Here is a 25,429-nt window from a genome sequence, read left to right as displayed (position 1 = left end):
TCGGCGCAGTCCTTCTCCAGCTGCGGCTGGTTGCCGGTGAACTGCGTAATCTCCCCGGATTGATCACGTCTCGTTGCCCCGTTCGCCCGCACTGCCGGACCGAACCGACCCGTGTCGTGAACCCATCATCATGTAAATGGGTTCACGAGGCGTCAGGCGAGTCGGGTGGTGCGGCGGGCGCGAGTGACGGGGCCGCCGAAGCTCGGCGGGGTGGCGATGGGGGAGGGGCCGGGGAGCAGGATTCCGCCGAGGACGGCTCCGACGGTTCCGGGGGTGCGGGTGTCCGCTTCGGCGTACGGGTTTCCGTGGGTGCGGACGTCCTGTTCGGCGTGGTCCCGGGCCTCGCGGGCGAGGGTGTCGGTGTGCGGGACGTCGGCGGGGGTCCGGGCGGCGAGGAGGCGTTCGGCCTCCGCCAGCAGGGTGCGGGCCGTGGCACCCACCGCACCCCGGTGCGTCGTGACGAAGTCGGCCGCGGCGGCGGTGGCGCCGCGGGCGGTGAGCAGGGCGGCGGCGGACAGCACGCCGGTACGTCCCGTGGCCGGCGGCGCCGTCGCCCGGACGATCCGGCGCAGGACGTCCAGCGGGTCGTACGGCCGCCCGGAGGTCAGCTCCTGCCGTACGGAGGCCAGTACGGCGTCGGCGTGCAGGGTCCGGGCCCGTGTCTCACCAGCCGGTACGTCCGTGAGCCGGTCCGCGGTGCCGGCTCTCTCCGCCTCCGCCCCGCTGAGCGCGGCCGGAACCATCGCCGCGGCCTCGTCCAGCTCGGCGGCGAGCCGTTCGACGCCGTCGAGGAACACGGCTGCCTGGGCCACGGCGCCCTCGGCGGCGCGCAGTTGTCCTGCCGCTTGTCCGCTCTCGCCCAGGTCCGCCTCCTGGCGGGCCTGGTTGAGACGGGCGGTGGCGAACATCAGGCGGTCCTTGGCCTGTTCCGCGTATCCCGTGATGTGTTCCGCGGCGGAGGGGGCGTATCGCTGGGCGAGACCGGCCAGCACCGCTTCGGCCGCCGTCGTCCGGGCCGTCAGCTCCCGGAACCGTGCCTCCGCCACCTCCAGCGCCCCGCCGATGTCCCGGTCCAGGCCGCGCAGTTCGTCGAACCCGTCGGCCGCCGCGTCCAGCAGCCGGCCGGCCTCCTCGCAGCGCCCGACCATGCCGGCCAGCGCCTGCCGCCGGGCCGCCGGGTCCTCCGGGAGGCCGTGGTCGTACCGCAGACGCATCCGGAAGGCGGCCGTCAGCTCCGCCCTCGCCTCCCGCACCGCCTGCGCGAAGGGTTCGACGGCCGCCGCGCCGGACCGGGCCTCGGCGAAGCCGAGCTCCTCGTCGCTGGTGCGCACCCAGTCGTCCGCCTGGACGAGCAACTCCCGTGACCGCTCGTCAAGTTCGTCGGACGGCGACGGGGACGGCGCGGTCGGGCCGCCGCCGGGAGTCGTACGGGTCCTCGCCCGCCGGGTCCGCCGTACGTACCCGTACCCGGCGAGCACGACCGCCGCCACCACGACGACGAGCGGCAGGGCGAGGTAGCCCACCGAGGTCTCGTCCTGCCGCGGTGCGGCGGCGGTCACCGGACCGGCCCGGGGGAGTGCAACCGCGAAGCCGCTGTTGATCGTCATCGCGGGAAGCACCAGCCACACGAGCCCCGCCGTGCCGCCCAGCACGGCGCGCACCACCCGCACGGCCAGGCGCGGGGTCGCACGCCGCGGCCCGGCCGTCCGGAACAGGGATGACGTCATGTTTCGGAGCGTATGACCACTCGGCCGGGCAGGCGACCGGGGCTGCGTCAGTGGTGGGGTGGGCGGGACACGGCGACGCGGGAGGGGACCCCGGCATGGAAGACACCACCGGCACGGAGAACACCACGGACACGGCACGCTCCGACACCGGCCGGCACAACCCCGAGACCCCGCCCCGCCGAAGCCGGCGCCGCCGCCTCCGCCGGGCCCTCCGCACCGCCCTCGCCCTCGTCCTGCTGCCGGTCCTCTCCCTCCTCGCCGCCGAGACCGCCCTCCGGGTGAACTACACGGGCGACCCCGCCGACGGCACACACACCAGGGGCCAGGACGCGATCTGGCTCGGCCACGCCTGGGTGGACGGGCGGAAGAAGGACGCCGACGTCCAGGCCCTCGCCCGCCGGCTCCGCGGTACCGGCATCCGTGACCTGTACGTGCACGCGGGCCCCCTCGAACACGACGGCACCCTGCCCGGGTCGGCGTACTCCAAGGCCGGTTGGCTGATACCCGCTGTGCACCGGGCGTTGCCCGGCGTCCGGGTGCAGGCGTGGCTCGGCGACGTGCTGGCCACCGAGAGCCCCGACGGGATGCGGCTGGAGCGGGCCGCGACGCGCGCCGCCGTGGTCGCCTCCACCCGCGAGATCCTGGCGGCCGGCTTCGACGGCGCCCACTTCGACCTGGAGCCGCTGCACTCCGGCGACCGCCACTACCTCGACCTCCTCGACGACCTGCGCGCCGTCACCCGCGCCCACGGCGTTCCGCTGTCCGTCGCCGCCCACCAGATCGACCCGCTCCCCGCGTTCCACTCCCTGTGGGGCACGCTCACCAACCACCCCAAGTGGTGGTCGCAGGCGTACTTCGGCCAGGTCGCCCGCCGCGTCGACCAGATCGCGCTGATGTCGTACGACACCATGCAGCCCCTGCCGAGCCTGTACGGCGGCTACGTCGCCCAGCAGACCTCCCTCGCCCTGGAGGCCACCCCGCCCACCACCGACCTGCTGATGGGCCTGCCCTTCTTCCACGACAACCGCTTCGGCCACCGCGCCTCCGCCGAAACGGTCCCCGCCGCCGTCCGCGGCGTCCGCCTCGGCCTCTCTCGCACGGACGCCGGCCGCGAGCGCTTCGGCGTGGCGCTGTACGTCGACTTCGCCGCCACGGAGGACGACTGGACGGCGTACCGGGAAGGCTGGGTTCGCCTGTCATGACCACGGCTCTGGTGGGAGGGTGGTCGGCATGCATGAGGTATGGGTGTGGGGGGTCGTGCTGGTCGTCACGGCGGGGGCCGTGATCGGGATCGCGGGGATCACCACCGGATGGGTGCCACCGATCGGCCGGAAGAAGGTTCTGCGGCCCCAGCTGTGGGGGTACGGGACGCTGACCGCCGCCGTCGGCATGGGCGCGTTCCAGTACTTCGGCCCGCTCAGCACCAGGCCGACCAGCCACTTCGACCTCGGGGTCGTCGGCCTGGCCGTGTTCCTCCTGGGCGCGTTCATGCAGATCCTGTCCCAGCGCCCCGGTCGCACGGACTCCCTGAACCGCGGCTAGGACGACCGCCGCCGGATCTTCGACCCCAGCCACACCAACGGGTCGTACTTGCGGTCCACCGCCCGTTCCTTCAGCGGGATCAGCGCGTTGTCGGTGATCCTGATGCCCTCGGGGCAGACCTCCGTGCAGCACTTGGTGATGTTGCAGTAGCCGAGGCCGTGGTCGTCCTGGGCCGCGCGCTTGCGGTCCAGACCCGACTCCGCGGCGGCGTCGAGCGGGTGCATGTCGAGTTCGGCGACGCGCATCAGGAAGCGCGGGCCCGCGTACGCCTGCTTGTTGTCCTCGTGGTCGCGTACGACATGACACACGTCCTGGCACAGGAAGCACTCGATGCACTTGCGGAACTCCTGCGGCCGGTCCACGTCCTCCTGGAACATGCGGTACTCGCCGGGACCGAGACCGGCCGGCGGGACGAAGGCGGGGACCTCGCGGGCCTTGGTGTAGTTGTAGCCGACGTCCGTCACCAGGTCCCGGATCACCGGGAAGGTCCGCAGCGGAGTGACGGTGATCGTCTCCTCCCGGGTGAAGGCCGACATGCGCGTCATGCACATCAGTCGCGGGCGCCCGTTGATCTCCGCGGAGCACGAACCGCACTTGCCCGCCTTGCAGTTCCAGCGCACGGCCAGGTCCGGCGCCTGGGTGGCCTGGAGGCGGTGGATGATGTCCAGCACCACCTCGCCGTCGTTGACCTCGACCTCGAAGTCCTCCAGGCCGCCGCCCTGCGCGTCACCCCGCCACACCTTGAAGCGGGCCTCATAGCTGCTCACTCGTACAGCTCCTCTTCGGCGAGGTACTTGACCAGCTCCTCCTTCGCGAAGAGGGCGAGCAGGTCGGGGCGGATGGGTTCGGTGGTCTCCCGGGTGAGGGTGATCTGGCCGCGGACCGGGTCCGTCGCCGCCAGGCCGCCCGTCGGGTCGGTCAGCCGGCACAGCAGGTTGATCCGGCGCCAGTCGCGCTCCATCGCCGGGTAGTCCTCGCGCGTGTGCCCGCCGCGCGACTCCGTGCGCTCCAGCGCGGCCCGCGCCACGCACTCGCTGACCAGCAGCATGTTCCGCAGGTCCAGGGCGAGGTGCCAGCCGGGGTTGAACTGCCGGTGCCCCTCCACCCCGGCCCGCCGGGCCCGTACCCGCAGCTCGCCGAGCTTCTTCAGGGCCTGCTCCATCTCGCCCTCGCGGCGGATGATGCCGACCAGGTCGTTCATGGTCTGCTGGAGCTCCTGGTGCAGGGTGTACGGGTTCTCCGGCGGCGCTCCGGTCACCGCCTCCTCCCCGGCCTCCGCCTCCTCCGCCGAGAACGGCCGCAGCGCCTCCGCCGCCGCCGCGTCCACCTGGGCGTCGTCCACGGGCGGACGCTCGTACGCCACCCCCTGCGCGTACTCGGCCGCGTGCAGGCCCGCCCGGCGCCCGAAGACCAGCAGGTCGGACAGCGAGTTGCCGCCGAGCCGGTTGGAGCCGTGCATGCCGCCCGCGACCTCCCCGGCCGCGAACAGCCCCGGCACCCCGCGCGCGGCCGCCGTGTCCGAGTCGACCGCGATGCCGCCCATCACGTAGTGGCAGGTCGGCCCGACCTCCATCGACTCCGCCGTGATGTCCACGTCGGCCAGTTCCTTGAACTGGTGGTACATCGAGGGCAGCCGCCGCCGGATGACCTCCGCCGGCATCCGCGTCGACACGTCGAGGAACACCCCGCCGTGCGGCGAGCCACGGCCCTCCTTCACCTCGGAGTTGATCGCGCGGGCCACCTCGTCACGGGGCAGCAGCTCCGGCGGGCGCCGGTTGTTGTCCGGGTCCTCGTACCAGCCGTCCGCCTCCTCCTCCGACTCGGCGTACTTCTCCTTGAAGACCTCGGGGATGTAGTCGAACATGAACCGCTTGCCCTCGGAGTTGCGCAGCACCCCGCCGTCGCCGCGCACCGACTCGGTGACGAGGATGCCCTTCACCGACGGCGGCCAGACCATGCCCGTCGGATGGAACTGCACGAACTCCATGTTCAGCAGCGGCGCCCCGGCGAGCAGCGCGAGGGCGTGGCCGTCGCCGGTGTACTCCCACGAGTTCGACGTCACCTTGAAGGACTTGCCGATCCCGCCGGTCGCGATCACGACCGCGGGCGCCTCCAGTACGAAGAAACGGCCGGACTCGCGCTCGTAGGCGAAGACTCCCGAGACCCTCCCCCGGCCTTCGGCCGGGGGGACTCCCGTCTCGCTTCGCCCGCCGTCCTTGAGGATCCGCGTCACCGTGCACTCCTGGAAGACCTTCAGGCGGGACTCGTAGTCCCCGGTCTCCTTGAAGTCCTCCTGCTGCAGCGACACCACCTTCTGCTGCAGCGTCCGGATCAGCTCCAGGCCGGTGCGGTCGCCGACGTGCGCCAGGCGCGGGTACTCGTGCCCGCCGAAGTTGCGCTGCGAGATCCGGCCGTCCTTCGTACGGTCGAACAGCGCGCCCCAGGTCTCCAGCTCCCACACCCGCTGCGGCGCCTCCTGCGCGTGCAGCTCGGCCATCCGCCACTGGTTGAGGAACTTGCCGCCGCGCATGGTGTCGCGGAAGTGGACCTGCCAGTTGTCGTGCTCGTTGGCGTTGGCCATGGCCGCCGCGATGCCGCCCTCGGCCATCACCGTGTGCGCCTTGCCGAACAGCGACTTGCAGATCACCGCCGTACGCGCCCCGCGCTCACGCGCCTCGATCGCGGCCCGCAGCCCGGCGCCGCCCGCGCCGACCACCACGACGTCCCACTCCTGCCGGTCCACCACGGACATCACAAGGCCCCACTCATTCAGAACTCATCAGAAGAAGCGCGGATCGTCGAAGGCGCCGGAGGCGACCAGGAACACGTAGAAGTCGGCGAGTGCCACGCTGAACAGCGAGGCCCAGGCCAACTGCATGTGGCGGGCGTTGAGCCTGCTCACGAACTGCCAGAAGCGGTAGCGCACGGGATGCTTCGAGAAGTGCCTGAGCTTCCCGCCCACGATGTGCCGGCAGGAGTGGCAGGAGATCGTGTACGCCCAGATCAGCACGATGTTGACCAGGAAGACGAGCGTGCCGAGCCCCATGTGGCCCCAGCGGTAGTGCTGGTCGCGGAAGGCCAGCACGGTGTCGTAGGTCAGCACGCCGGCGACCAGGATCGCCGCGTAGAAGAAGTACCGGTGGACGTTCTGCAGGATCAGCGGGAAGCGCGTCTCGCCCGTGTACTTCTTGTGCGGCTCGGCGACCGCGCAGGCCGGCGGGGACGCCCAGAAGCCCCGGTAGTAGGCCTTTCGGTAGTAGTAGCAGGTCAGCCGGAAGCCCAGTGGGAAGACCAGGATGATGATCGCCGGGGAGATCACCCACCAACTGCCGAAGAGGTCGAAGTTGGGGCCCGCGCGCATGGTCCGGCAGTTCTCCGCCAGGCAGGGCGAGTAGAACGGCGAGACGTACGGGGCCGCGTAGTAGTGCGTGTTCGCGAAGGCCCGCCAGGTCGAGTACACGACGAAGGCGAACAGACCGGCCGCGGTGGCGGCGGGCGCCAGCCACCAGCGGTCGGTGCGCAGGTGCGGGACGGCGATCTCGGCGCGCGCCGGGGAGCGGACGCCGTCGCGGAGCGTATGGGGTTCTGTGCCGGGGGGTTCCGTACCAGTGGCCAATGCAGGACTCCGGTCGGTCGGGTCAGGGGGCGTGGCGGTCGCGGGCGCCGAGACCCTCGTCGTCCGAGTCCGTCCACAGGGAGATGTCGTAGGGCGCGTCGGAGATGGTGACGAGGGCGGGGGTCTGCGTGGCGGCGGGGCTCCGGGAGACCTCGCGCAGCAGGGCGACGCTCTCGCGCAGGTGATCGGCGTCGGTGCGTACGCGGCGTATCTCCAGCCCGCCGGAGAGCTGCTGCTCCAGCCGCCCCACCGACCGCAGCAGGTCGTCGAGGGCGCGCTGGACCGATGTCAGGTCGTCGTGCACGGACATGACGTGACCTCACTTCCGCGGGCCGTGCGGCGGCCCTGGGTGGCGACGTTCATGCGTCTGCGAGTGTTGCGCGTCACACCTCGCGGTGGGAAGGGGGTGTGCGGCGATTGGCGGATTGCACGTCCCTCGTGCGCGCTCGCATGCGCTCTGTGTTCGCTCTGTGTCGGCTCGGTAATGCGTTCTGTGTGTGCCGGGGCGTGTGTTGCGCCGGGCGGGTGGCCTTCCGGACCCGCGCCGCCGTGTCGCCTCCGGCCGGCGAACCCTTTCCTCTTCAGTGGGCCGTAGATCTGATGAGCACCAAAATACCGCCAAATGTGACATTTCCCACCCGGGCCATCGGCGGCAGCGGCTCCACGGAGGTAGCACAGATGTCCTACGACGGTGTCGGGTCCGGCGCGGTCATGCGCTCGGCCGCCTTCCTGACCGCGGGCGTCCTCGCGATGCCCCTCCTGGCCGGCTGCGGTTCCGACGACGACGGCGGCAAGCCGCTGGCCGGACAGGACATCGCCCCCGCCGCCCGCCACGAGGTCGCCGACGGGGGCACGCTGCGCTGGGCCGTGGACGCGATGCCGCAGACGCTGAACACCTTCCAGGCGGACGCCGACGCCGGCACCACCCGGATCGCCCAGGCGGTGCTGCCGGCCATGTTCCGGATGGACGCGAGCGGCCGCCCGCAGCGCGACGGGGACTACCTGGAGTCCGCCCGGGTGGTGGAGACCGAGCCCAAGCAGGTCGTCGTCTACCGGCTCAACCAGCAGGCCGTCTGGAGCGACGGCCGCGAGATCGGCGCCGCCGACTTCGCGGCCCAGTGGCGTGCCCTGTCCGGCAAGGACTCCGCGTACTGGACCGCTCGCAACGCCGGCTACGACCGCATCCAGAAGGTCGAGCGCGGCGCCGGCGACCTGGAGGTCCGGGTCACCTTCGCCCGCCCCTACGCCGACTGGCGGTCGCTGTTCTCGCCGCTGTACCCGAAGGACGTGATGGGCGCCGCGAACTCCTTCAACGACGGCGCCCGCAAGAAGCTGAAGGTCAGCGCGGGCCCGTTCACCGTGCAGAAGATCGACGCCAAGGCCAAGGACGTCGTCCTCGCCCGCAACCCGCGCTGGTGGGGCCGCCCGGCCAAGCTGTCCGAGATCGTGCTGCACGAGGTACCGCGCGACAAGCGGGCCGCGGCGCTCGCCGACGGCTCCGTGGACGTGGCCGACGTCGACCCCGCCGACGCCTCCCGGATCAAGGCCGCCGCAGCCCAGGGCGGCTCGCTCTTCCAGAGCCCGGCCGGCGGCCGCACCGCCGCCAAGGCACTGCGCTCCTGGGCGCTGGCGCACGGCACTCAGGGCGAGGGCACCGACCGGGAACTGCGCGCCCTGAAGAAGGAGAGCAAGTCGCTCACCACCCGCCTGCGGCAGCAGCAGTCGCTGCGTGACATCCAGGTGCGCAAGTCGCTGGAGCCCGCCTATACCCAGCTCGCCCTCAACGGCTCGGGCGGCCCCCTGGCCGACGAGCGGGTCCGTCACGCCGTGGCGCACGCGCTGAACCGTAAGGAACTCGCCGAAGTCGTCCTGAAGCCGCTCGGCCTGCCCGCGGTCCCGGTCGGCAGCCACCTCGCCCTGTCCGGCCAGAGCGCCTACGCCGACGGCAGCGACGCCCTCGGTGGCCAGGACACCGGCCAGGCCCGCGCCCTGCTCGCGGACGCGGGCTGGGTGCCCGGCCCGGTCAAGGACAAGAAGGAGAAGGATCAGAAGAAGAAGGAGGGGAAGGCGGCCGGCGCCGAGGGCCACGGCGCACAGGGCTCCTCGGACAGCGGCGACGGTACGTACGTCGTCGGCGTGAACGACCACGTGGAGGACAACAAGGCACCCGCCAGGAAGCAGGAGGGCCCGGGCGACAAGGACGGCCGGGAACAGCGCGAGCCGGGCGGAGAGGAGGCCGGCGCGGACGACGGCGCCGAGCAGCTGGCCCAGGACGTCCGGCGGTACACCGACGACCGCTTCAGGCCGGGCGGCGCGCCCGGTGCCTACGCCCCCAAGGGCACCGCGGCGCCGGCGGCGGGCGCCGTCTCCGGCCCGCTGGCCAAGGACGGCAAGCCGCTCACGCTCCGCTTCGTGCTGCCCTCCGGACCGGGCTCCGACACGCTGGGCAAGGTCGCCGACCGGATCACGGCCATGCTGGGGAAGGTCGGCATCGCCACGGAGATCAGCAAGGTCTCCGACGAGAGCTACTTCCGGGACCACATCGCCTCGGGCCAGTACGACCTCGCGCTGTACTCCTGGCCCGCCTCCGCCTTCCCGGCCACCGACGCCCGCCCCATCTACGCCAAGCCCCTCCCGGCCGCCGACGGCTCCCTCAGCGTCCAGCAGAACTACACCCGCGTCGGCACCGACCGGATCGACCAGCTCTTCGACCAGGCCGTCGCCACCCTGGACGAGGACGAGCAGCGCGGCCTGCTCCGCAAGGCCGACTCCCGCATCTGGGCAGCCGCCGGCTCGATCCCCCTCTATCAGCGTCCCCAGCTGACGGCCGTACGCAAAAACCTGGCGAACATCGGCGCCTTCGGCTTCCAGACGCCCGTCTACGAGGACATGGGCTTCTTGAAGAAGGGCCTGAAACGGTAGACCGGCGCGCAGCCGAAGGACGGAGGCCCGCCGGCGCGGGGGCAGGCACCGCTCCGGTGAGCGGCGCCTGCCGAGGAAGGTGTGCCCGCCGGCGTCAGGCGTGCTTGGCGCGGCTCGCGGCGCGGGCGCGCTCGCGCTGGTCGAGGACGACCTTGCGGATACGGACCGCCTCAGGGGTCACCTCGACGCACTCGTCGTCGCGGCAGAACTCCAGCGACTGCTCCAGGGAGAGCTTGCGCGGCGGGACGATCGACTCGGCCACGTCGGCGGTCGAGGACCGCATGTTGGTGAGCTTCTTCTCCTTGGTGATGTTGACGTCCATGTCGTCGGAGCGGGAGTTCTCGCCGACGATCATGCCCTCGTACACCTCGGTGCCCGGCTCCACGAAGAGGACACCGCGCTCCTGGAGGTTGGTCATGGCGAAGGCGGTGACGGCACCGGAGCGGTCGGCGACCAGGGAGCCGTTGTTACGGGTCTGCAGCGTGCCGAACCAGGGCTCGAAGCCCTCGTGGATGGAGTGGCCGATGCCCGTGCCGCGGGTCTGGGTCAGGAACTCGGTGCGGAAGCCGATCAGGCCGCGGGAGGGGACGACGAACTCCATGCGGACCCAGCCGGAGCCGTGGTTGGACATGTTGTCCATCCGGCCCTTGCGCACGCCCATGAGCTGGGTGACGGCGCCCATGTGCTCCTCGGGCACGTCGATCGTCATCCGCTCGACCGGCTCGTGGACCTTGCCGTCGATCTCCTTGGTGACGACCTGCGGCTTGCCGACGGTCAGCTCGTAGCCCTCGCGGCGCATGGTCTCCACCAGGATGGCCAGCGCCAGCTCGCCGCGGCCCTGGACCTCCCAGGCGTCGGGGCGGTCGGTGTCCAGCACGCGCAGCGACACGTTGCCGATGAGCTCGCGGTCCAGGCGGTCCTTGACCTGGCGGGCGGTGACCTTGCGGTCCTTGACGGCGGTCTTCGCGTCGGCGCCCTTGCCGGTGCCGCCGCGGCCGACCAGCGGAGAGGTGTTGGTGCCGATCGTCATGGAGATCGCGGGCTCGTCGACCGTGATCAGCGGCAGCGGGACCGGGTTCTCGGTGTCCGCGAGCGTCTCGCCGATCATGATGTCCGGGATGCCGGCGACGGCGCAGATGTCACCGGGGCCGGCCTTCTCGGCGGGCTTGCGGGTGAGCGCCTCGGTCATCATCAGCTCGGAGATCCGCACGTTCTGCACGGAGCCGTCGCGCTTGATCCAGGCGACCGTCTGCCCCTTGCGCAGCTCGCCCTGCTCCACGCGCAGCAGCGCGATGCGGCCGAGGAAGTTGTCCGCGTCGAGGTTGGTGACGTGGGCCTGGAGGGGGGCGGTCTCGTCGTAGGTGGGCGCCGGGATGTGCTCGAGGATCGTGGAGAAGAACGGCTCGAGGCTGGTGGAGTCGGCGGGAACCGTCCCGTCCTGGGGCTTGGTGAGCGAGGCGATGCCGTCCCGGCCGCAGGCGTAGACGATCGGGAACTCGATCTGGTCCTCGTCGGCGTCCACGTCCAGGAACAGGTCGTACGTCTCGTTGACGACCTCGTCGATCCGGGCGTCGGGACGGTCCGTCTTGTTGATGCAGAGGATGACGGGCAGGCGGGCCTGCAGGGCCTTGCGCAGCACGAAGCGGGTCTGCGGCAGCGGGCCCTCGGAGGAGTCCACGAGCAGGACGACGCCGTCGACCATCGACAGGGCGCGCTCGACCTCGCCGCCGAAGTCGGCGTGGCCGGGGGTGTCGATGATGTTGATCGTGACGGGGTCCCCGCCGTCCTTGGGGTGGTACTTCACCGCCGTGTTCTTGGCGAGGATCGTGATGCCCTTCTCACGCTCCAGGTCGTTCGAGTCCATCATGCGCTCGTCGACCTGGTCGAGCTGGTGTGCGGCGAAGGCGCCGGCCTGCTTCAGCATGGCGTCGACGATGGTGGTCTTGCCGTGGTCTACGTGGGCGACGATGGCGACATTGCGAATGTCGTGACGCGTGTTGGACACGGTCATAGTGAGGCGTACTCCCGAAATATGCGGAAGACCTGCGCGTACGTCGGTGCTACGCGGGCCCTGCCGGGCTGGACACGCCACGGCCTCACCCAATGGTACGGGGTGCCGTCCTGCGACCCTCGTCACAGACCGACGCCGGCCGTCGGCGACCTCGCCCGGCCTCGTGGGAGAGGGCGGGGCCGGGGGGAGCGGGGAGGAGGCGGCGACCGGGAAGCCGATGTCGGCCGTGGCGGCCGCGCGAAGTCCGTGACCTACCGGAAGACCGCGGTGTGTCCGCAAGTGGTACAGGGTTTTCCCTATGGAACGGCCGAGGGTGTCCCGGACGATCGCGCCCGCGACCCCGCGGCACTAGGGTGGCTCAAATGTGTGCACCCCTCGGTGGGGTGTGCCCCGGTTCGTCCCACTCGCGGCGTCGAGAGTGCGATTCCGCCGCTGAGCGCAACTGATTTCCTGTCAAGTTGTCCGCTATTCGGACACCGGACCCCGATAGTTGTGTAACAAGTCCGTTTCGCAGGGATCTTTCGCCAAACCGTTTGTCCGGATTTTGGAAGAAGTAGGCGTCAGGTGTGATCGAACCGAGACCAAATGACGGTGGCCCGCCAGTGAGCCATGGCAGATAGTTAGGCGCGTAGAGCTCGGGTCGACGAGTCATGCGCTGCAGGAGGCGCCGACTCACGAGCGTTGCGGGTGCGTCTGATCTTCCCCGTCCTTCATGGCCGTGGAATGTCGCGTGCTCCCTCTTGCGGTGAACAAAAGGACTCAGAGGAGGAACCCATGCGTGGTGCCAGGAGCGCCAAGTGGGTCGCTGGTGCAATCGTCATAGCCCTCGCTGCGACGGCCTGCGGAGGCAGTGACAACGGCGGCAGCGGCAACGGTGGCGGCGAGGGCTCCGGCAAGGACGGCGGCACCTTCCGGATGGGCATCACCGAGCCGGTGGCCATCGACCCGTACAACGCCCAGGAGTCCGAGGGCATCCTCGTCACGACCAACCTCTTCACGGGTCTGTACGCGCCGACCGCGGACGGTCAGGTCGTTCCGGCGCTGGCCACCTCGAAGAAGGTCAGCACCGACGGCAAGACCTGGACCTTCAACATCAAGAAGGACACCAAGTTCAGCAACGGTGAGGTGGTGGACGCCGAGTCGTTCATCCGCGGCTGGAACCGCGTGGCGCAGAAGTCGGCCGCGTCCGACGTGGCCTACCACCTGGCCGGCATCGAGGGCTTCGGTGACGTGCAGAGCGGCAAGGCCAAGACCATGACCGGCCTCAGCGCTCCGGACGCGAACACCCTCCAGGTGAAGCTGTCCGCCCCGGACTTCGAGTTCTACGTCAAGCTCACGCACACGGCCTTCAGCCCCGTCCCCAAGGTCGCGGGCGACGCCAAGAACAAGGCGTACAACGACGCCCCCATCGGCAACGGCCCCTTCAAGATGTCGGGCAAGTGGGAGCACAACAAGTCGATCACGCTCGTCCGCAACGACGACTACGGCCTGACGAAGGCCCACCTGGACAAGGTGCAGATCGACATCCTCAACTCCAACAACGGCGTGACGCTGGAGTACCAGGGCTTCCAGTCGGGCCAGTACGACTGGGCCCGTATGCCCGTCCCGCAGCTGCCGGCGGCCAAGGCCAAGTACGACCCGCAGGGGCAGTGGATCGAGCAGGACACCAACGGTATGAACTACCTCCTGCCGATCACCGACAACGGCCCGCTGAAGGACAAGAAGGCGCGCGAGGCCGTCTCCTACGCGATCGACCGGGACGCCATCATCAAGGGCGTCTTCCAGAACATGCAGAGCAAGTCGACGACGATCCTGCCGCCGGCGTTCAAGGACGTGTACCAGAAGGACCTGTGCACCTCCTGTGTCCAGCAGGACACGGCCAAGGCCAAGCAGCTCGCCAAGGAAGGCGGCCTGAAGGCCGGCGACACGATCGAGCTCGGCTACAACACCGGCGCGGGCCACGAGGAGTGGATCCAGGCCGTCAAGGCGCAGCTCGAGGAAGTCCTGGGCGTGAAGGTGAAGGCCACCGGCAAGCCGTTCGCCGAGCTCCTCGCCGACCAGCAGAAGCCGAAGGCGACGGGCCTGTACCGCTTCGCCTGGGGCGCGGACTACCCGACGCCGGACAACTTCCTGTTCCCGCTGCTGGCCACCGCGTCCATCAACAAGGACGCCTCCGGCAAGGTCACCGGTGACAACCGCGGCCGCTACAGCAACAAGAAGTTCGACGACCTGCTCGCCAAGGCCCGCGCCACCGAGGACCAGGCCGCCCGCGACACGATCTACAAGGAGGCGGAGAAGGTCGCCATGGACGACATGGCCCTGATCCCGCTGTGGAACCGCCACCAGCTGCGTCTCGCCAACACCAAGAAGTTCGCCGACCTCAAGATGGACTTCCACGAGAACCCGAACCTCGCTGAGCTGAGCCAGAAGTAACGGGTCGCCGCGCAGGGCGCGGAATCCGGCAACCGGGGGTCGTGGTGTCCGAGCTGTGGCTCGGACACCACGGCCCCCGCCGACCGTCGGGAGCGGTGTGATCCACCCCTCCCGTCCCCACCCCACCCCCCACATTCCGGGGCTGGGGGCTGCTAAGGAAGTGGCAGCGAGGTAGAGAGGCAGTCATGGGAAGGTACGTGGTCCGCAGGCTGGGCCAGCTCGTCGTGGTCGTGCTCGGCGCGACGATGATTCTGTTCGCCTGCCTGTTCGTCATCCCCGGCGACCCGGTGGGTCAGATCGCCGGCAGTGACAAGGCGCGCGACCCGGCCGTCATCGCGGAGATGCACAGGCAGTACGGGCTCGACAAGCCGCTGGTCGTCCAGTACGGCAACTACGTCGGCAAGCTCGTCACCGGCGACCTCGGCACGGACTACACGCAGAGCCGGCCGGTCACCGAGATCCTGGCCCCGAAGCTGGGGAACACGGCGAAGCTGGCGGTCGCCGCCATCGTGATCGACGTCGTCATCGGCATCTCGGTCGGTGTGCTCGCCGCCATGCGCAGATATTCCGTCTGGGACGTGTCGGCGACCTTCCTCACGACGATGGCCATCGGCATACCGTCCATCGTGCTCGGCATGATCATGCAGCGCATCTTCGTCATCCAGCTGGGCTGGTTCCCGCTGATCGCCGGCGACGACCTCAAGGGCATCGTGCTTCCCGCCGTCACCCTCGCCATCATCGACGCGGCCCTCGTGGCCCAGCTCGCGCGCAGCACGATGCTGGAGGTACTGCGCGCCGACTACGTCAAGACGGCCATCGCCAAGGGCCTGTCCCGCCGGACGGTGCTCACCCGGCACATCATGCGCAACTCGGTCATCCCAGTGATCACCTACCTGGGCATCTCCTTCGGCACGCTGCTCGGCGGCGCCATCATCACGGAGACGATCTTCAACTGGAACGGCATCGGCCTCGCGCTGATCCAGGCGATCGGGCAGAACAACAACCCCATCATCGTGGGGGTGGTGACGATCAGTGTGGCGGTCTTCGTCGTGCTGAACCTGATCGTCGACCTGCTGTACGCCGCTCTCGACCCGCGCATCCGCCTTGCCTGACCCGCAGGGTCGTTCCCCTCTAGGAGTCACACAATGACCGAACTCGTCTCGGGTACGGGAGAGCCGACGGCGGCCGGCCCCGCCCCTGCGCGCCCGGACGCCGAACCCAGCGTCGCCAGGGTCAGTCAGTGGTCCGACATCCGGCACCGCTTCTTCGCCAACAAGCTGGCCGTGGTGGGTCTGGCGATCATCGTCCTGCTCATCCTCACCGCGATCTTCGCGCCGCTCATCGCGCCGTACGACCCGCTCAAGCAGAACCTGATGAACACGCTGCAGTCCCCGGGCGGCGCACACCTGCTGGGCACCGACTCCCTCGGCCGCGACCAGTTCTCCCGGCTCATCTACGGCAGCCGCATCGCCCTCGTCGTGGGTCTCGCCTCGATCCTCGTGGCCCTCACCATCGGCGTTCTGCTGGGCTCCCTGGCCGGTTACTACGGCCGCTGGGCCGACACGGTGATCATGCGCGTCGCCGACGTCTTCTTCGCCTTCCCGCTGCTCATCGGCGCCATCGTCATCATCCTGCTGATGGGCCGCGGCGTGCTGCCCGTCGTGATCTCGCTCGGTGTCTTCTCCTGGGCGACCTTCGCCCGCCTGCTGCGCAGTCAGATCCTCTCGGTGCGCGAGATGGACTACGTCCACGCGGCCAAGGCGCTGGGCGCGAGCCGGGGCCGGATCATCCGCAAGCACATCCTGCCCAACTCGCTGACGTCGGTGCTGGTGTACGGCACCAGCAGCGTCGGCATCGCGATCGTGGCCGAGGCGTCGCTGTCGTACCTCGGCGTCGGCGTCGACCCGGAGGTCGCCGAGTGGGGCAACATGATCGCCGCGGGCCGCGACTTCATGGGCGTCAAGGACTTCATGTGGACGTACCCGAGCATCGCCATCGTCATCACCGCGCTGGGCTTCATCCTGCTGGGCAACGGCCTGCGCGACGCGCTCGACCCGAAGCTGCGGTGAGGCACCGCCATGAGTCGAACCCCTGTGACCAAGCATGATGAAGGTGACGGCATGACCAGCCTGGAGATGGCCCCCAGCAACGCCGGGGCGGACGGGACCGCGCCGCTCCTCGAAGTCCGCGACCTGCACGTGGAGTTCAAGGTCCGCGACTCCGTGACCAAGGCGGTCAACGGCGTCAACTACAGCGTCAACGCGGGCGAGACGCTCGCCGTGCTCGGCGAGTCGGGCTCCGGCAAGTCCGTCACCGCGCAGGCGATCATGGGCATCCTGGACAGCCCGCCCGGACGGATCGCCAAGGGTGAGATCTTCTTCCAGGGCCAGGACATCCTGCGGCTGCCGGAGAACGAGCGGCGCAAGCTGCGCGGCGCCAAGATGGCGATGATTTTCCAGGACGCGCTGTCCTCGCTCAACCCGGTGCTGTCGGTGGGCTTCCAGCTCGGCGAGATGTTCCGGTCCCACCAGGGCATGTCCCGCAAGGACGCCAAGGCCAAGGCCATCGAGCTGATGGACCGCGTGCGCATCCCGGCCGCCAAGCAGCGCGTCGGCGACTACCCGCACCAGTTCTCCGGCGGTATGCGCCAGCGCATCATGATCGCCATGGCGCTCGCCCTGGAGCCGGACCTGATCATCGCCGACGAGCCGACCACGGCCCTCGACGTGACCGTCCAGGCCCAGGTGATGGACCTCCTCGCCGAGCTGCAGCGCGAGTACAACATGGGCCTGATCCTGATCACCCACGACCTGGGTGTGGTCGCCGACGTCGCCGACAAGATCGCGGTGATGTACGCCGGCCGGATCGTCGAGACCGCGCCGGTGCACGAGCTGTACAAGCGCCCCGCGCACCCGTACACCAAGGGCCTGCTGGACTCGATCCCGCGCCTGGACCACAAGGGCCAGGAGCTGTACGCCATCAAGGGTCTGCCGCCCAACCTGCAGGCGATCCCGCCGGGCTGCGCGTTCAACCCGCGCTGCGGCATGGCCCAGGACGTCTGCCGCACCGACGTACCGCCGCTGGTGCCGGTGACCGAGCGCGACGGCACGGAGCTCCCGGGCCGCCGCTCCGCATGCCACTTCTGGAAGGAGACGATCCATGGCTGAGCCCACGAAGCTCGCGAAGGACGACGAGCCGAAGGACGACACCACGCCGAACGTCTCCGAGGTGGACACCGTCGACGCGGCCTCCGAGGAGGAGGCGGTCGCGGCGATCGACGCGACCGTCCAGCGCGGCGAGCCCATCCTCCAGGTGCGCAACCTGGTCAAGCACTTCCCGCTGACCCAGGGCATCCTGTTCAAGAAGCAGATCGGCGCGGTCAAGGCGGTCGACGGAATCTCCTTCGACCTGTACCAGGGCGAGACCCTCGGCATCGTGGGCGAGTCCGGCTGCGGCAAGTCCACCGTCGCCAAGCTGCTGATGAACCTGGAGCAGGCGACCGCCGGCGAGATCTTCTACAAGGGCCAGGACATCACCCGGCTGTCCGGGCGCGCGCTGAAGGCGGTGCGCCGCAACATCCAGATGGTGTTCCAGGACCCGTACACCTCGCTCAACCCCCGGATGACGGTGGGCGACATCATCGGCGAGCCCTTCGACATCCACCCCGAGGTGGCCCCGAAGGGCGACCGGCGCCGCAAGGTGCAGGAGCTGCTGGACGTCGTCGGTCTCAACCCGGAGTACGTCAACCGCTACCCGCACCAGTTCTCCGGCGGTCAGCGCCAGCGCATCGGCATCGCCCGCGGCCTCGCGCTCAACCCCGAGGTCATCATCTGCGACGAGCCGGTCTCGGCGCTGGACGTCTCCGTCCAGGCGCAGGTCATCAACCTGATGGAGCGGCTGCAGGACGAGTTCAACCTGTCCTACATCTTCATCGCGCACGACCTGTCGATCGTCCGGCACATCTCGGACCGCGTGGGCGTGATGTACCTCGGCAAGATGGCCGAGATCGGCACCGACGAGCAGATCTACGACCACCCGACGCACCCCTACACCCAGGCGCTGCTGTCGGCGGTCCCCGTGCCGGACCCGGACGCCCGCGAGAACCGGGAGCGGATCATCCTCACCGGCGACGTGCCGTCCCCGGCCAACCCGCCCTCGGGCTGCCGCTTCCGCACCCGTTGCTGGAAGGCCCAGGACAAGTGCGCCGAGGAGGTCCCGCTCCTCGCCGTGCCCGAGCGATTCAAGGGTACGGACTCCCCGGCGGCCCACGAGTCGGCCTGCCACTTCGCCGAGGAGAAGGACGTCGTCCACGCGGCGTGACGCGCTGAGCGGCAGGACGCGATCCCGACGGGTTCCCGGTACCGCACGGCGGTGCCGGGAACCCGTCGTATGCGCCGCCCGTTTCCCCGGGGGCGGGCAACGCACGGAGGAACGGGGGAGGGGAGCCGCCGGGTGACACTGCATCACATCGAGCTCTGGGTGGCCGACCTCCAGCGCGCCCGCGGCTGCTGGGGCTGGCTCCTCGGACGGCTCGGCTGGGCTCCGTACCAGGACTGGCCGGCGGGGGTGAGCTGGCGGTCCGGCGACACCTACCTCGTGATCGAGCGGTCCCCGGCCCTGCGCGGCGACCGGCACGACCGGCTCCGCCCCGGCCTCAACCATCTGGCGTTCCACGTGCCCACCCGGCGCGAGCTCGACGCCCTGGCCGCCGAGGCGCCCCGGCACGGCTGGACACTGATGTTCACCGACCGCCACCCGTACGCCGGCGGTCCCCACCACTACGCCGCCTACCTGGAGAACACGGACGGCTTCGAAGTGGAGCTCGTGGCGCGCCCCGAATCCCTACGGCACCCGAGGAGCACCCCATGACGCGGACGACGGAGACGGACGCCCTGCCGTACACGGAACTCGACGGCTTCGGCCTGCACCTGCGGGCCTGGCGCGAGGACGACGCGCCCGCCCTGCTGAGGGGTCTGAACGACCCCGAATCGCTGCGCTGGTCCCCGACCCGGCCCGCGCCCGTGGACGAGGCCGGAGCGCTGTCCTTCGTCGCCAGACGCGCCGAGCTTCTACAGCAGGGCAGGTTCGCGCCGTACTGCGTCACCGACGCCGCCACCGGGGAGGTGCTCGGCAGCGTGGAACTCCACCAGATCGAGCTCCCCATGGGCCACGCAGGAGTCGGGTACTGGCTCCTGCCCGAGGCGCGCGGCCGCGGCACGGTCACCCGGGCGGTCGAGCTGTGCGTCCGCTGGGGCTTCGAACGGCTCGGCCTGCACCGCATCGATCTGGGGCACGCCGTCGGCAACACGGCCTCCTGCCGGGTCGCCGACCGCTGCGGCTTCGTCTACGAGGGCGTGCTGCGCGGCTTCCTGCCCGCCGCGGGTGAGCCGGGCACGTACCACGACACCCACCTCCACGCACGACTCGCGACGGACCCGTACCCGGCCGTCGTCTGAGCGTGTCGTGCGGTCCGGAAGGCCCGGTGTGCTCGCGGAACGTCGCGCGTACACCCGTCCGGCTGGAGTGATGCCCCCATCGGTGCGGCGGACATAGGACATGTAGCTTATGTGGTGATATGTCCCTCAGGCCGTCGCATCCCGAGGAGGCACCCTTGCGTGGAGCAGCGCGCGCCAGGTGGGCCGCCGGTGCGGTGGTGGCCCTGCTCGTCCTCGCCGCCTGCGGAGGCGGGGGGAGCGGCAGTGGCGGCAGGGTGCTCAGCTCCTCCTGGGGTGATCCACAGAACCCGCTGGAGCCGTCCAACACCAACGAGGTGCAGGGCGGCAAGGTCCTCGACATGATCTTTCGGGGGCTGAAGCGGTACGACCCGAAGACCGGCAAGGCCGAGAACATGCTCGCCGAGCGGATCGACACCACCGATTCCCGGCACTTCACCGTCACCGTCAAGAACGGCTGGAGGTTCAGCGACGGCGAGCCGGTCACCGCCAGGTCCTTCGTCGACGCCTGGAACTACGGCGCGAGCCTGCGGAACAACCAGAAGAACGCGTACTTCTTCGGCTACATCCAGGGCTACGGCAAGGTCCACCCCGAAACCGGCACCCAGACCGCCGACACCCTCTCCGGACTCAGGATCACCGGTCCGCGCACCTTCACCGTCACCCTCGACCAGAAGTTCTCCACCTTCCCCGACACCCTCGGCTACGCCGCCTTCGCCCCGCTGCCCCGCACCTTCTTCACCCACCACTCCGCCTGGCTGGACAAGCCGGTCGGCAACGGCCCGTACGCCATCGAGTCGTACACCAAGGGCGCGCAGATGACCCTGAGGAAGTGGGACGGCTACCCCGGCCCCGACAAGGCCCGCAACGACGGCGTGACCCTGGTCGTCTACACCGACAACAACACCGCGTACACCGACGTCCTGGCCGGCAACCTCGACCTCGTCGACGACATCCCCGCCGGCCAGCTCAAGAACGTCAGGACCGACCTGGGCGGCCGCTACATCAACACCCCGGCCGGCATCCTGCAGACCCTGGCCTTCCCGTTCTACGACCCGAAGTGGAACACCAGCGGGGCCAGGAAGGTCCGCACCGGCCTGTCCATGGCCATCAACCGCGAGCAGATCACCCGGACCATCTTCCGGGGCACCCGCACCCCCGCCACCGACTGGACCTCCCCGGTCCTCGGCACCGACGGCGGCTACAAGCCGGGCCTGTGCGGCAGCGCCTGCCACTACGACCCCGCGGCGGCCAGGAAGCTGATCCAGGAGGGCGGCGGGCTCCCCGGCGGCCAGGTGAAAATCACGTACAACGCGGACTCGGGCTCGCACAAGCAGTGGGTGGACGCCGTGTGCAACTCCATCAACAACGCGCTCGGCAACGACAAGGCGTGCGTCGGCAACCCGGTCGGCACCTTCGCCGACTTCCGCAACCAGATCGGCCGGCACAAGATGACCGGGCCCTTCCGGGCCGGCTGGCAGATGGACTACCCGCTCATCCAGAACTTCCTCCAGCCGCTCTACTACACGAACGCCTCCTCCAACGACGGCAAGTGGTCCGACAAGCAGTTCGACCACCTCGTCGACCGGGCCAACGCCGAGAGCGACAAGAACAGGGCGATCCGGCTGTTCCAGCAGGCCGAGGGCGTCGTACGCGACAACATGGCCGCCATCCCGCTCTGGTACCAGAACGGCAGCGCCGGCTACACCGACCGGCTGCACGACGTCGCGCTCAACCCCTTCAGCGTCCCCGTCTACGACGAGATCAAGGTCGGCTGAGCCACCATGGGACGCTATGTCGCGCGCCGGCTGCTCCAGATGATCCCCGTCTTCTTCGGGGCCACGCTGCTGATCTTTCTCATGGTCAACGTGATGGGCGACCCCATCGCCGGACTGTGCGGCGAACGCGCCTGCGACACCGCCACCGCCGCCCAGCTCAGAAGGGAGTTCGGCCTCGACGAGCCGCTGTGGCAGCAATACACGACCTACATGGGCAACGTCTTCACCGGCGACTTCGGATCGGCGTTCAACGGCCAGCCCGTCACCCAGCTGATGGCGTCGGCGTTCCCCGTCACCATCCGGCTGACCGTCGTCGCGATCCTCTTCGAGATCGTCATCGGCATCACGCTCGGCGTGGTGACCGGCCTGCGCCGCGGCCGGCCCGTCGACACCTCGGCCCTCGTCCTCACCCTCGTCGTCATCTCCGTCCCCACCTTCGTCACCGGCCTGCTCCTGCAACTGCTGCTCGGCGTCCAGTGGGCCTGGATCAAACCGTCGGTCTCCCCGGAGGCGGCCTTCGGCGAGCTGATCGTGCCCGGCCTGGTCCTCGCCTCCGTCTCCCTCGCCTACGTCACCCGCCTGACCCGTACCTCCATCGCCGAGAACCGGCGCTCCGACTACGTCCGCACGGCCGTCGCCAAGGGCCTGCCCCGCTGCCGGATCGTCGTCCGGCACCTGCTGCGCAACTCGCTCATCCCGGTGGTCACCTTCATCGGCACCGACATCGGCGCCCTGATGGGCGGAGCCATCGTCACCGAGCGCATCTTCAACATCCACGGCGTCGGCTACCAGCTCTACCAGGGCATCCTCCGCCAGAACACCCAGACCGTCGTCGGCTTCGTCACCGTCCTCGTCCTGGTCTTCCTGGTCGCCAACCTGCTCGTGGACCTGCTGTACGCCGTACTCGACCCGAGGATCCGTTATGCCTGAGCAGCCGTACGAGCCCGAGCGCGCCGTCGCCGGCACCGGTATGGGCGGCGCGATGGACCTCGGGGCGAGCGAGGCGAGCACCCTGGAGGGGGCGCCCGGCGGTCCGGAGGGCACCGGACCCGCCACCAAGCCCCGCTCCCTGTGGTCCGACGCCTGGCGCGACCTGCGCCGCAACCCCGTCTTCCTCGTCTCCGCGCTGGTGATCTGCTTTTTGGTCCTCATCGCGATCCGGCCCTCCCTGATCGCCCCGGGCAACCCCCTCACGTGCGACCTGGCCAGGGCCCAGGACGGCCCGGCGCCCGGCCACCCCTTCGGCTACGACGGCCAGGGCTGCGACGTCTACACGCGCACCGTCCACGGCGCCCGCGCCTCCGTCACGGTCGGCGTGTGCGCCACGCTCGGGGTGGCGCTCCTCGGCTCGGTGCTGGGCGGGCTCGCCGGGTTCTTCGGCGGGGCCTGGGACGCCGTCCTGTCCCGGATCACCGACATCTTCTTCGCCATCCCGGTCGTCCTCGGCGGTCTCGTCCTGCTGTCCGTCGTCAGCAGCAACACCGTCTGGCCGGTCGTCGGGTTCATCGTGCTGCTGGGCTGGCCGCAGATCTTCCGCATCGCGCGCGGCTCGGTCATCACCGCCAAACAGCAGGACTACGTCCAGGCCGCCCGCGCCCTCGGCGCCTCCCCCTCCCGCATCCTGCTGCGCCACATCGCGCCCAACTCCGTCGCCCCGGTGATCGTCGTCGCCACCATCGCGCTCGGCACGTACATCGCGCTGGAGGCCACCCTGTCCTACCTCGGCGTCGGGCTGAAGCCGCCCAGTGTGTCCTGGGGCATCGACATCTCCGCCGCCTCCCCCTACGTCCGCAACGCCCCGCACGCGCTGCTGTGGCCGGCCGGAGCCCTGGCGATCACGGTCCTGGCCTTCATCATGCTCGGCGACGCCGTGCGCGACGCTCTCGACCCGAGGCTGAGGTGACGGCGCCATGCTGCTCGAAGTCCGTGATCTGCACGTGGAGTTCCGCACCCGGGACGGGGTGGTCCACGCCGTCAACGGGGTCACGTGCGAGGTGGACGCGGGCGAGACGCTCGCCGTGCTCGGGGAGTCCGGCTCCGGCAAGTCCGTCACCGCGCAGGCGATCATGGGCATCCTCGACATCCCGCCCGGCCGGATCGGCGGCGGCCAGGTCCTCTTCCGCGGCAGGGACCTGCTGACGCTGAAGGAGGAGGAGAGGCGGCGGATCCGGGGCGCCGAGATGGCGATGATCTTCCAGGACGCGCTGTCCGCCCTGAACCCCGTCATGACGGTCGGCGACCAGCTCGGTGAGATGTTCATCGTGCACCGGGGCATGTCCCGCAGGGCCGCCCGCGCCAAGGCGGTCGAGCTGATGGACCGGGTCCGTATCCCGGCCGCGTCCCAGCGGGTGCGCGACTACCCCCACCAGTTCTCCGGCGGCATGCGCCAGCGCATCATGATCGCCATGGCGCTGGCCCTGGAACCCGCGCTCATCATCGCCGACGAGCCGACCACCGCCCTCGACGTCACCGTCCAGGCCCAGGTGATGGACCTGCTCGCCGAGCTCCAGCGCGAGTACGGGATGGGGCTCGTCCTCATCACCCACGACCTGGGTGTGGTCGCCGACGTCGCCGACAGGATCGCGGTGATGTACGCGGGCCGGATCGTGGAGACGGCGCCGGTGCACGACATCTACAAGGCGCCCGCGCACCCTTACACCCGCGGCCTCCTGGACTCGATCCCCCGCCTGGACCGCAAGGGCCGGGAGCTCTACGCCATCAAGGGCCTGCCGCCCAACCTGCAGGCCGTCCCGCCCGGTTGCGCCTTCCACCCCCGCTGCCCCCTGGCCCGTGACGTGTGCCGGACGGACGTACCGCCCCTGTACGAGGTCTCCGGGACCCGCACAAGCGCCTGCCACTTCTGGAGGGAGTGCCTGGATGGCCGAGCCGATTCTTGAGGTGAGCGGGCTCGTCAAGCACTACCCGCTCACCCGGGGCGTCCTGTTCAAGAAGCAGGTCGGAGCGGTCAAGGCGGTCGACGGCGTGGACTTCGCCCTCGGCAGGGGCGAAACCCTCGGCATCGTCGGCGAGTCCGGCTGCGGCAAGTCGACGGTCGCGAAGATGCTGTGCAACCTGGAGCGGCCCACGGCCGGCGAGATCCGCTACCGCGGCGAGGACATCACCAAGCTGTCCGGCAAGGCCCTGAAAGCGGTACGCCGCAACATCCAGATGGTCTTCCAGGACCCGTACACCTCCCTCAACCCCCGGATGACGGTGGGCGACATCATCGGCGAGCCCTACGAGATCCACCCCGAGGTGGCCCCCAAGGGCGACCGGCGCCGCAAGGTGAGGGAGCTGCTGGACGTGGTCGGCCTCGACCCGGAGTACGTCAACCGCTACCCGCACCAGTTCTCCGGCGGTCAGCGCCAGCGCATCGGCATCGCACGGGCGCTGGCCCTGCGCCCGGAGATCGTCGTCGCCGACGAGCCGGTCTCCGCCCTGGACGTGTCCGTGCAGGCCCAGGTGATCAACCTGATGGAGCGGCTGCAGGACGGGTTCGAGCTGTCGTACGTCTTCATCGCGCACGACCTGTCGATCGTGCGGCACATCTCCGACCGGGTGGGGGTGATGTACCTCGGGCGGATCGTCGAGATCGGCACCGACGAGCAGATCTACGACCATCCCACGCACCCCTACACCCAGGCGCTGCTGTCCGCCGTACCCGTGCCGGACCCGGACACCCGGGAGCGCCGGGAGCGGATCATCCTCTCGGGTGACGTGCCGTCCCCGACGAACATCCCCTCCGGCTGCCGCTTCCGCACCCGCTGCTGGAAGGCGCGGGAGCGCTGCGCGCTGGAGGTGCCGCCGCTGGCGGTGCCCGCGGAGTTCCGCTACGACACCGGGCCGGCCGCGCACGACTCGGCGTGCCACTTCGCGGCGGAGCGGCAGGTGGTGCCGCCGGGGGAACGGGACGCCGACGGGGAGAACAGCACGAAAACACATTGAGA

The 25,429-nt window shown here is 70.0% G+C and carries 21 protein-coding genes; 15 read left to right on the top strand and 6 right to left on the bottom strand.

Translation table 11 applies throughout. The annotated features are described in order from the left end of the window. Nucleotides 1–152 precede the first annotated feature (152 nt). Nucleotides 153–1,727 (bottom strand): hypothetical protein, encoded by a 1,575-nt coding sequence (locus ACX25U_RS12640; protein ID WP_454391590.1) that lies wholly within the window; start codon nucleotides 1,725–1,727, stop codon nucleotides 153–155. Nucleotides 1,728–1,822: 95 nt separating this feature from the next. Between ACX25U_RS12640 and ACX25U_RS12635 the strand changes: the two genes are divergently transcribed. Together ACX25U_RS12635 and ACX25U_RS12630 are read left to right on the top strand one after the other, a co-directional pair. Next, nucleotides 1,823–2,929: a hypothetical protein gene (locus ACX25U_RS12635; protein ID WP_454391589.1), complete on the top strand. Its 1,107-nt coding sequence runs from the start codon at nucleotides 1,823–1,825 to the stop codon at nucleotides 2,927–2,929. Nucleotides 2,930–2,957: 28 nt separating this feature from the next. Further along, nucleotides 2,958–3,269, top strand: a complete 312-nt coding sequence (locus ACX25U_RS12630; protein WP_454391587.1) for a hypothetical protein — start codon at nucleotides 2,958–2,960, stop codon at nucleotides 3,267–3,269. On the opposite strand, the gene ACX25U_RS12625 is transcribed toward ACX25U_RS12630, so the two are convergent. Genes ACX25U_RS12625 through ACX25U_RS12610 form a run of 4 tightly spaced genes read right to left on the bottom strand, consistent with a single transcriptional unit; the run spans nucleotide 3,266 to nucleotide 7,195 of the window. Then, nucleotides 3,266–4,036 (bottom strand): succinate dehydrogenase/fumarate reductase iron-sulfur subunit, encoded by a 771-nt coding sequence (locus ACX25U_RS12625; RefSeq protein WP_454391586.1) that lies wholly within the window; start codon nucleotides 4,034–4,036, stop codon nucleotides 3,266–3,268. The genes ACX25U_RS12630 and ACX25U_RS12625 overlap by 4 nt on opposite strands. Further along, a complete protein-coding gene (locus tag ACX25U_RS12620; RefSeq protein ID WP_454391584.1) occupies nucleotides 4,033–6,021 on the bottom strand; it encodes a fumarate reductase/succinate dehydrogenase flavoprotein subunit in 1,989 nt (662 codons plus the stop codon). The genes ACX25U_RS12625 and ACX25U_RS12620 overlap by 4 nt, the downstream gene beginning before the upstream one ends. Before the next feature lie 27 nt (nucleotides 6,022–6,048). Continuing rightward, on the bottom strand, nucleotides 6,049–6,885 hold the full coding sequence (locus ACX25U_RS12615) for a hypothetical protein (protein WP_454391582.1): 837 nt from the start codon (nucleotides 6,883–6,885) through the stop codon (nucleotides 6,049–6,051). Between the two features lie 22 nt (nucleotides 6,886–6,907). Further along, entirely contained in the window at nucleotides 6,908–7,195 is a 288-nt protein-coding gene (locus ACX25U_RS12610) for a hypothetical protein (RefSeq protein ID WP_454391580.1), read from the bottom strand. Between the two features lie 368 nt (nucleotides 7,196–7,563). Here ACX25U_RS12610 and ACX25U_RS12605 point away from each other — a divergent pair, with 368 nt between their 5' ends. Further along, nucleotides 7,564–9,807, top strand: a complete 2,244-nt coding sequence (locus ACX25U_RS12605) for an ABC transporter family substrate-binding protein (protein ID WP_454394239.1) — start codon at nucleotides 7,564–7,566, stop codon at nucleotides 9,805–9,807. A gap of 94 nt (nucleotides 9,808–9,901) precedes the next feature. On the opposite strand, the gene typA is transcribed toward ACX25U_RS12605, so the two are convergent. Then, nucleotides 9,902–11,818 (bottom strand): translational GTPase TypA, encoded by a 1,917-nt coding sequence (typA, locus tag ACX25U_RS12600; RefSeq protein ID WP_454391578.1) that lies wholly within the window; start codon nucleotides 11,816–11,818, stop codon nucleotides 9,902–9,904. Between the two features lie 774 nt (nucleotides 11,819–12,592). On the opposite strand from typA, the gene ACX25U_RS12595 reads away from it, so the two are divergent. The 12 genes from ACX25U_RS12595 (at nucleotide 12,593) to ACX25U_RS12540 (ending at nucleotide 25,427) form a co-directional block, all read left to right on the top strand. Continuing rightward, nucleotides 12,593–14,251, top strand: a complete 1,659-nt coding sequence (locus tag ACX25U_RS12595; protein ID WP_454391576.1) for a peptide ABC transporter substrate-binding protein — start codon at nucleotides 12,593–12,595, stop codon at nucleotides 14,249–14,251. A gap of 185 nt (nucleotides 14,252–14,436) precedes the next feature. Further along, nucleotides 14,437–15,363, top strand: a complete 927-nt coding sequence (locus tag ACX25U_RS12590) for an ABC transporter permease (RefSeq protein ID WP_454391574.1) — start codon at nucleotides 14,437–14,439, stop codon at nucleotides 15,361–15,363. Between the two features lie 33 nt (nucleotides 15,364–15,396). Then, nucleotides 15,397–16,320, top strand: a complete 924-nt coding sequence (locus ACX25U_RS12585) for an ABC transporter permease (protein WP_454391572.1) — start codon at nucleotides 15,397–15,399, stop codon at nucleotides 16,318–16,320. Nucleotides 16,321–16,371: 51 nt separating this feature from the next. Beyond that, nucleotides 16,372–17,418 carry an ABC transporter ATP-binding protein gene (locus ACX25U_RS12580; RefSeq protein ID WP_454391570.1) on the top strand — a complete coding sequence of 349 codons (1,047 nt, stop codon included), beginning with the start codon at nucleotides 16,372–16,374 and terminating at the stop codon, nucleotides 17,416–17,418. Next, nucleotides 17,411–18,571, top strand: a complete 1,161-nt coding sequence (locus tag ACX25U_RS12575; protein ID WP_454391568.1) for an ABC transporter ATP-binding protein — start codon at nucleotides 17,411–17,413, stop codon at nucleotides 18,569–18,571. Before ACX25U_RS12580 ends, ACX25U_RS12575 begins: the two co-directional genes overlap by 8 nt. A gap of 132 nt (nucleotides 18,572–18,703) precedes the next feature. Continuing rightward, the gene (locus ACX25U_RS12570; RefSeq protein WP_454391566.1) at nucleotides 18,704–19,120 is read left to right on the top strand and encodes a VOC family protein; all 417 of its coding nucleotides are present in this window, start codon (nucleotides 18,704–18,706) and stop codon (nucleotides 19,118–19,120) included. Continuing rightward, entirely contained in the window at nucleotides 19,117–19,707 is a 591-nt protein-coding gene (locus ACX25U_RS12565; protein ID WP_454391564.1) for a GNAT family N-acetyltransferase, read from the top strand. Before ACX25U_RS12570 ends, ACX25U_RS12565 begins: the two co-directional genes overlap by 4 nt. A gap of 155 nt (nucleotides 19,708–19,862) precedes the next feature. After that, a complete protein-coding gene (locus ACX25U_RS12560) occupies nucleotides 19,863–21,482 on the top strand; it encodes a peptide ABC transporter substrate-binding protein (protein WP_454391562.1) in 1,620 nt (539 codons plus the stop codon). A 6-nt stretch (nucleotides 21,483–21,488) separates the two neighbouring features. After that, complete coding sequence (locus tag ACX25U_RS12555) at nucleotides 21,489–22,412, top strand: ABC transporter permease (RefSeq protein ID WP_454391560.1); 924 nt, start codon at nucleotides 21,489–21,491, stop codon at nucleotides 22,410–22,412. Next, a complete protein-coding gene (locus tag ACX25U_RS12550; protein ID WP_454391558.1) occupies nucleotides 22,405–23,385 on the top strand; it encodes an ABC transporter permease in 981 nt (326 codons plus the stop codon). The genes ACX25U_RS12555 and ACX25U_RS12550 overlap by 8 nt, the downstream gene beginning before the upstream one ends. A 7-nt stretch (nucleotides 23,386–23,392) precedes the next feature. Next, nucleotides 23,393–24,379: an ABC transporter ATP-binding protein gene (locus tag ACX25U_RS12545; RefSeq protein ID WP_454391556.1), complete on the top strand. Its 987-nt coding sequence runs from the start codon at nucleotides 23,393–23,395 to the stop codon at nucleotides 24,377–24,379. Further along, complete coding sequence (locus ACX25U_RS12540) at nucleotides 24,360–25,427, top strand: ABC transporter ATP-binding protein (RefSeq protein ID WP_454391554.1); 1,068 nt, start codon at nucleotides 24,360–24,362, stop codon at nucleotides 25,425–25,427. The genes ACX25U_RS12545 and ACX25U_RS12540 overlap by 20 nt, the downstream gene beginning before the upstream one ends. Nucleotides 25,428–25,429: the final 2 nt, after the last annotated feature.

The organism is Streptomyces sp. JNUCC 63, from assembly GCF_054366325.1.
Note: the sequence above shows the minus strand (reverse complement) of the source record. Positions and strands in the feature narration are given on the sequence as shown.

Bases quoted from the DNA above. Each gene is read 5' to 3' on its own strand.
- ACX25U_RS12580 (WP_454391570.1), top strand. From the start codon at position 16,372: ATGACCAGCCTGGAGATGGCCCCCAGCAACGCCGGGGCGGACGGGACC.
- ACX25U_RS12555 (WP_454391560.1), top strand. From the start codon at position 21,489: ATGGGACGCTATGTCGCGCGCCGGCTGCTCCAGATGATCCCCGTCTTC.
- ACX25U_RS12545 (WP_454391556.1), top strand. From the start codon at position 23,393: ATGCTGCTCGAAGTCCGTGATCTGCACGTGGAGTTCCGCACCCGGGAC.
- ACX25U_RS12620 (WP_454391584.1), bottom strand. From the start codon at position 6,021: ATGTCCGTGGTGGACCGGCAGGAGTGGGACGTCGTGGTGGTCGGCGCG.
- ACX25U_RS12565 (WP_454391564.1), top strand. From the start codon at position 19,117: ATGACGCGGACGACGGAGACGGACGCCCTGCCGTACACGGAACTCGAC.
- ACX25U_RS12550 (WP_454391558.1), top strand. From the start codon at position 22,405: ATGCCTGAGCAGCCGTACGAGCCCGAGCGCGCCGTCGCCGGCACCGGT.
- ACX25U_RS12630 (WP_454391587.1), top strand. From the start codon at position 2,958: ATGCATGAGGTATGGGTGTGGGGGGTCGTGCTGGTCGTCACGGCGGGG.
- ACX25U_RS12595 (WP_454391576.1), top strand. From the start codon at position 12,593: ATGCGTGGTGCCAGGAGCGCCAAGTGGGTCGCTGGTGCAATCGTCATA.
- ACX25U_RS12585 (WP_454391572.1), top strand. From the start codon at position 15,397: ATGACCGAACTCGTCTCGGGTACGGGAGAGCCGACGGCGGCCGGCCCC.
- ACX25U_RS12575 (WP_454391568.1), top strand. From the start codon at position 17,411: ATGGCTGAGCCCACGAAGCTCGCGAAGGACGACGAGCCGAAGGACGAC.
- ACX25U_RS12640 (WP_454391590.1), bottom strand. From the start codon at position 1,727: ATGACGTCATCCCTGTTCCGGACGGCCGGGCCGCGGCGTGCGACCCCG.
- typA (WP_454391578.1), bottom strand. From the start codon at position 11,818: ATGACCGTGTCCAACACGCGTCACGACATTCGCAATGTCGCCATCGTC.
- ACX25U_RS12610 (WP_454391580.1), bottom strand. From the start codon at position 7,195: ATGTCCGTGCACGACGACCTGACATCGGTCCAGCGCGCCCTCGACGAC.
- ACX25U_RS12605 (WP_454394239.1), top strand. From the start codon at position 7,564: ATGTCCTACGACGGTGTCGGGTCCGGCGCGGTCATGCGCTCGGCCGCC.
- ACX25U_RS12590 (WP_454391574.1), top strand. From the start codon at position 14,437: ATGGGAAGGTACGTGGTCCGCAGGCTGGGCCAGCTCGTCGTGGTCGTG.
- ACX25U_RS12540 (WP_454391554.1), top strand. From the start codon at position 24,360: ATGGCCGAGCCGATTCTTGAGGTGAGCGGGCTCGTCAAGCACTACCCG.
- ACX25U_RS12635 (WP_454391589.1), top strand. From the start codon at position 1,823: ATGGAAGACACCACCGGCACGGAGAACACCACGGACACGGCACGCTCC.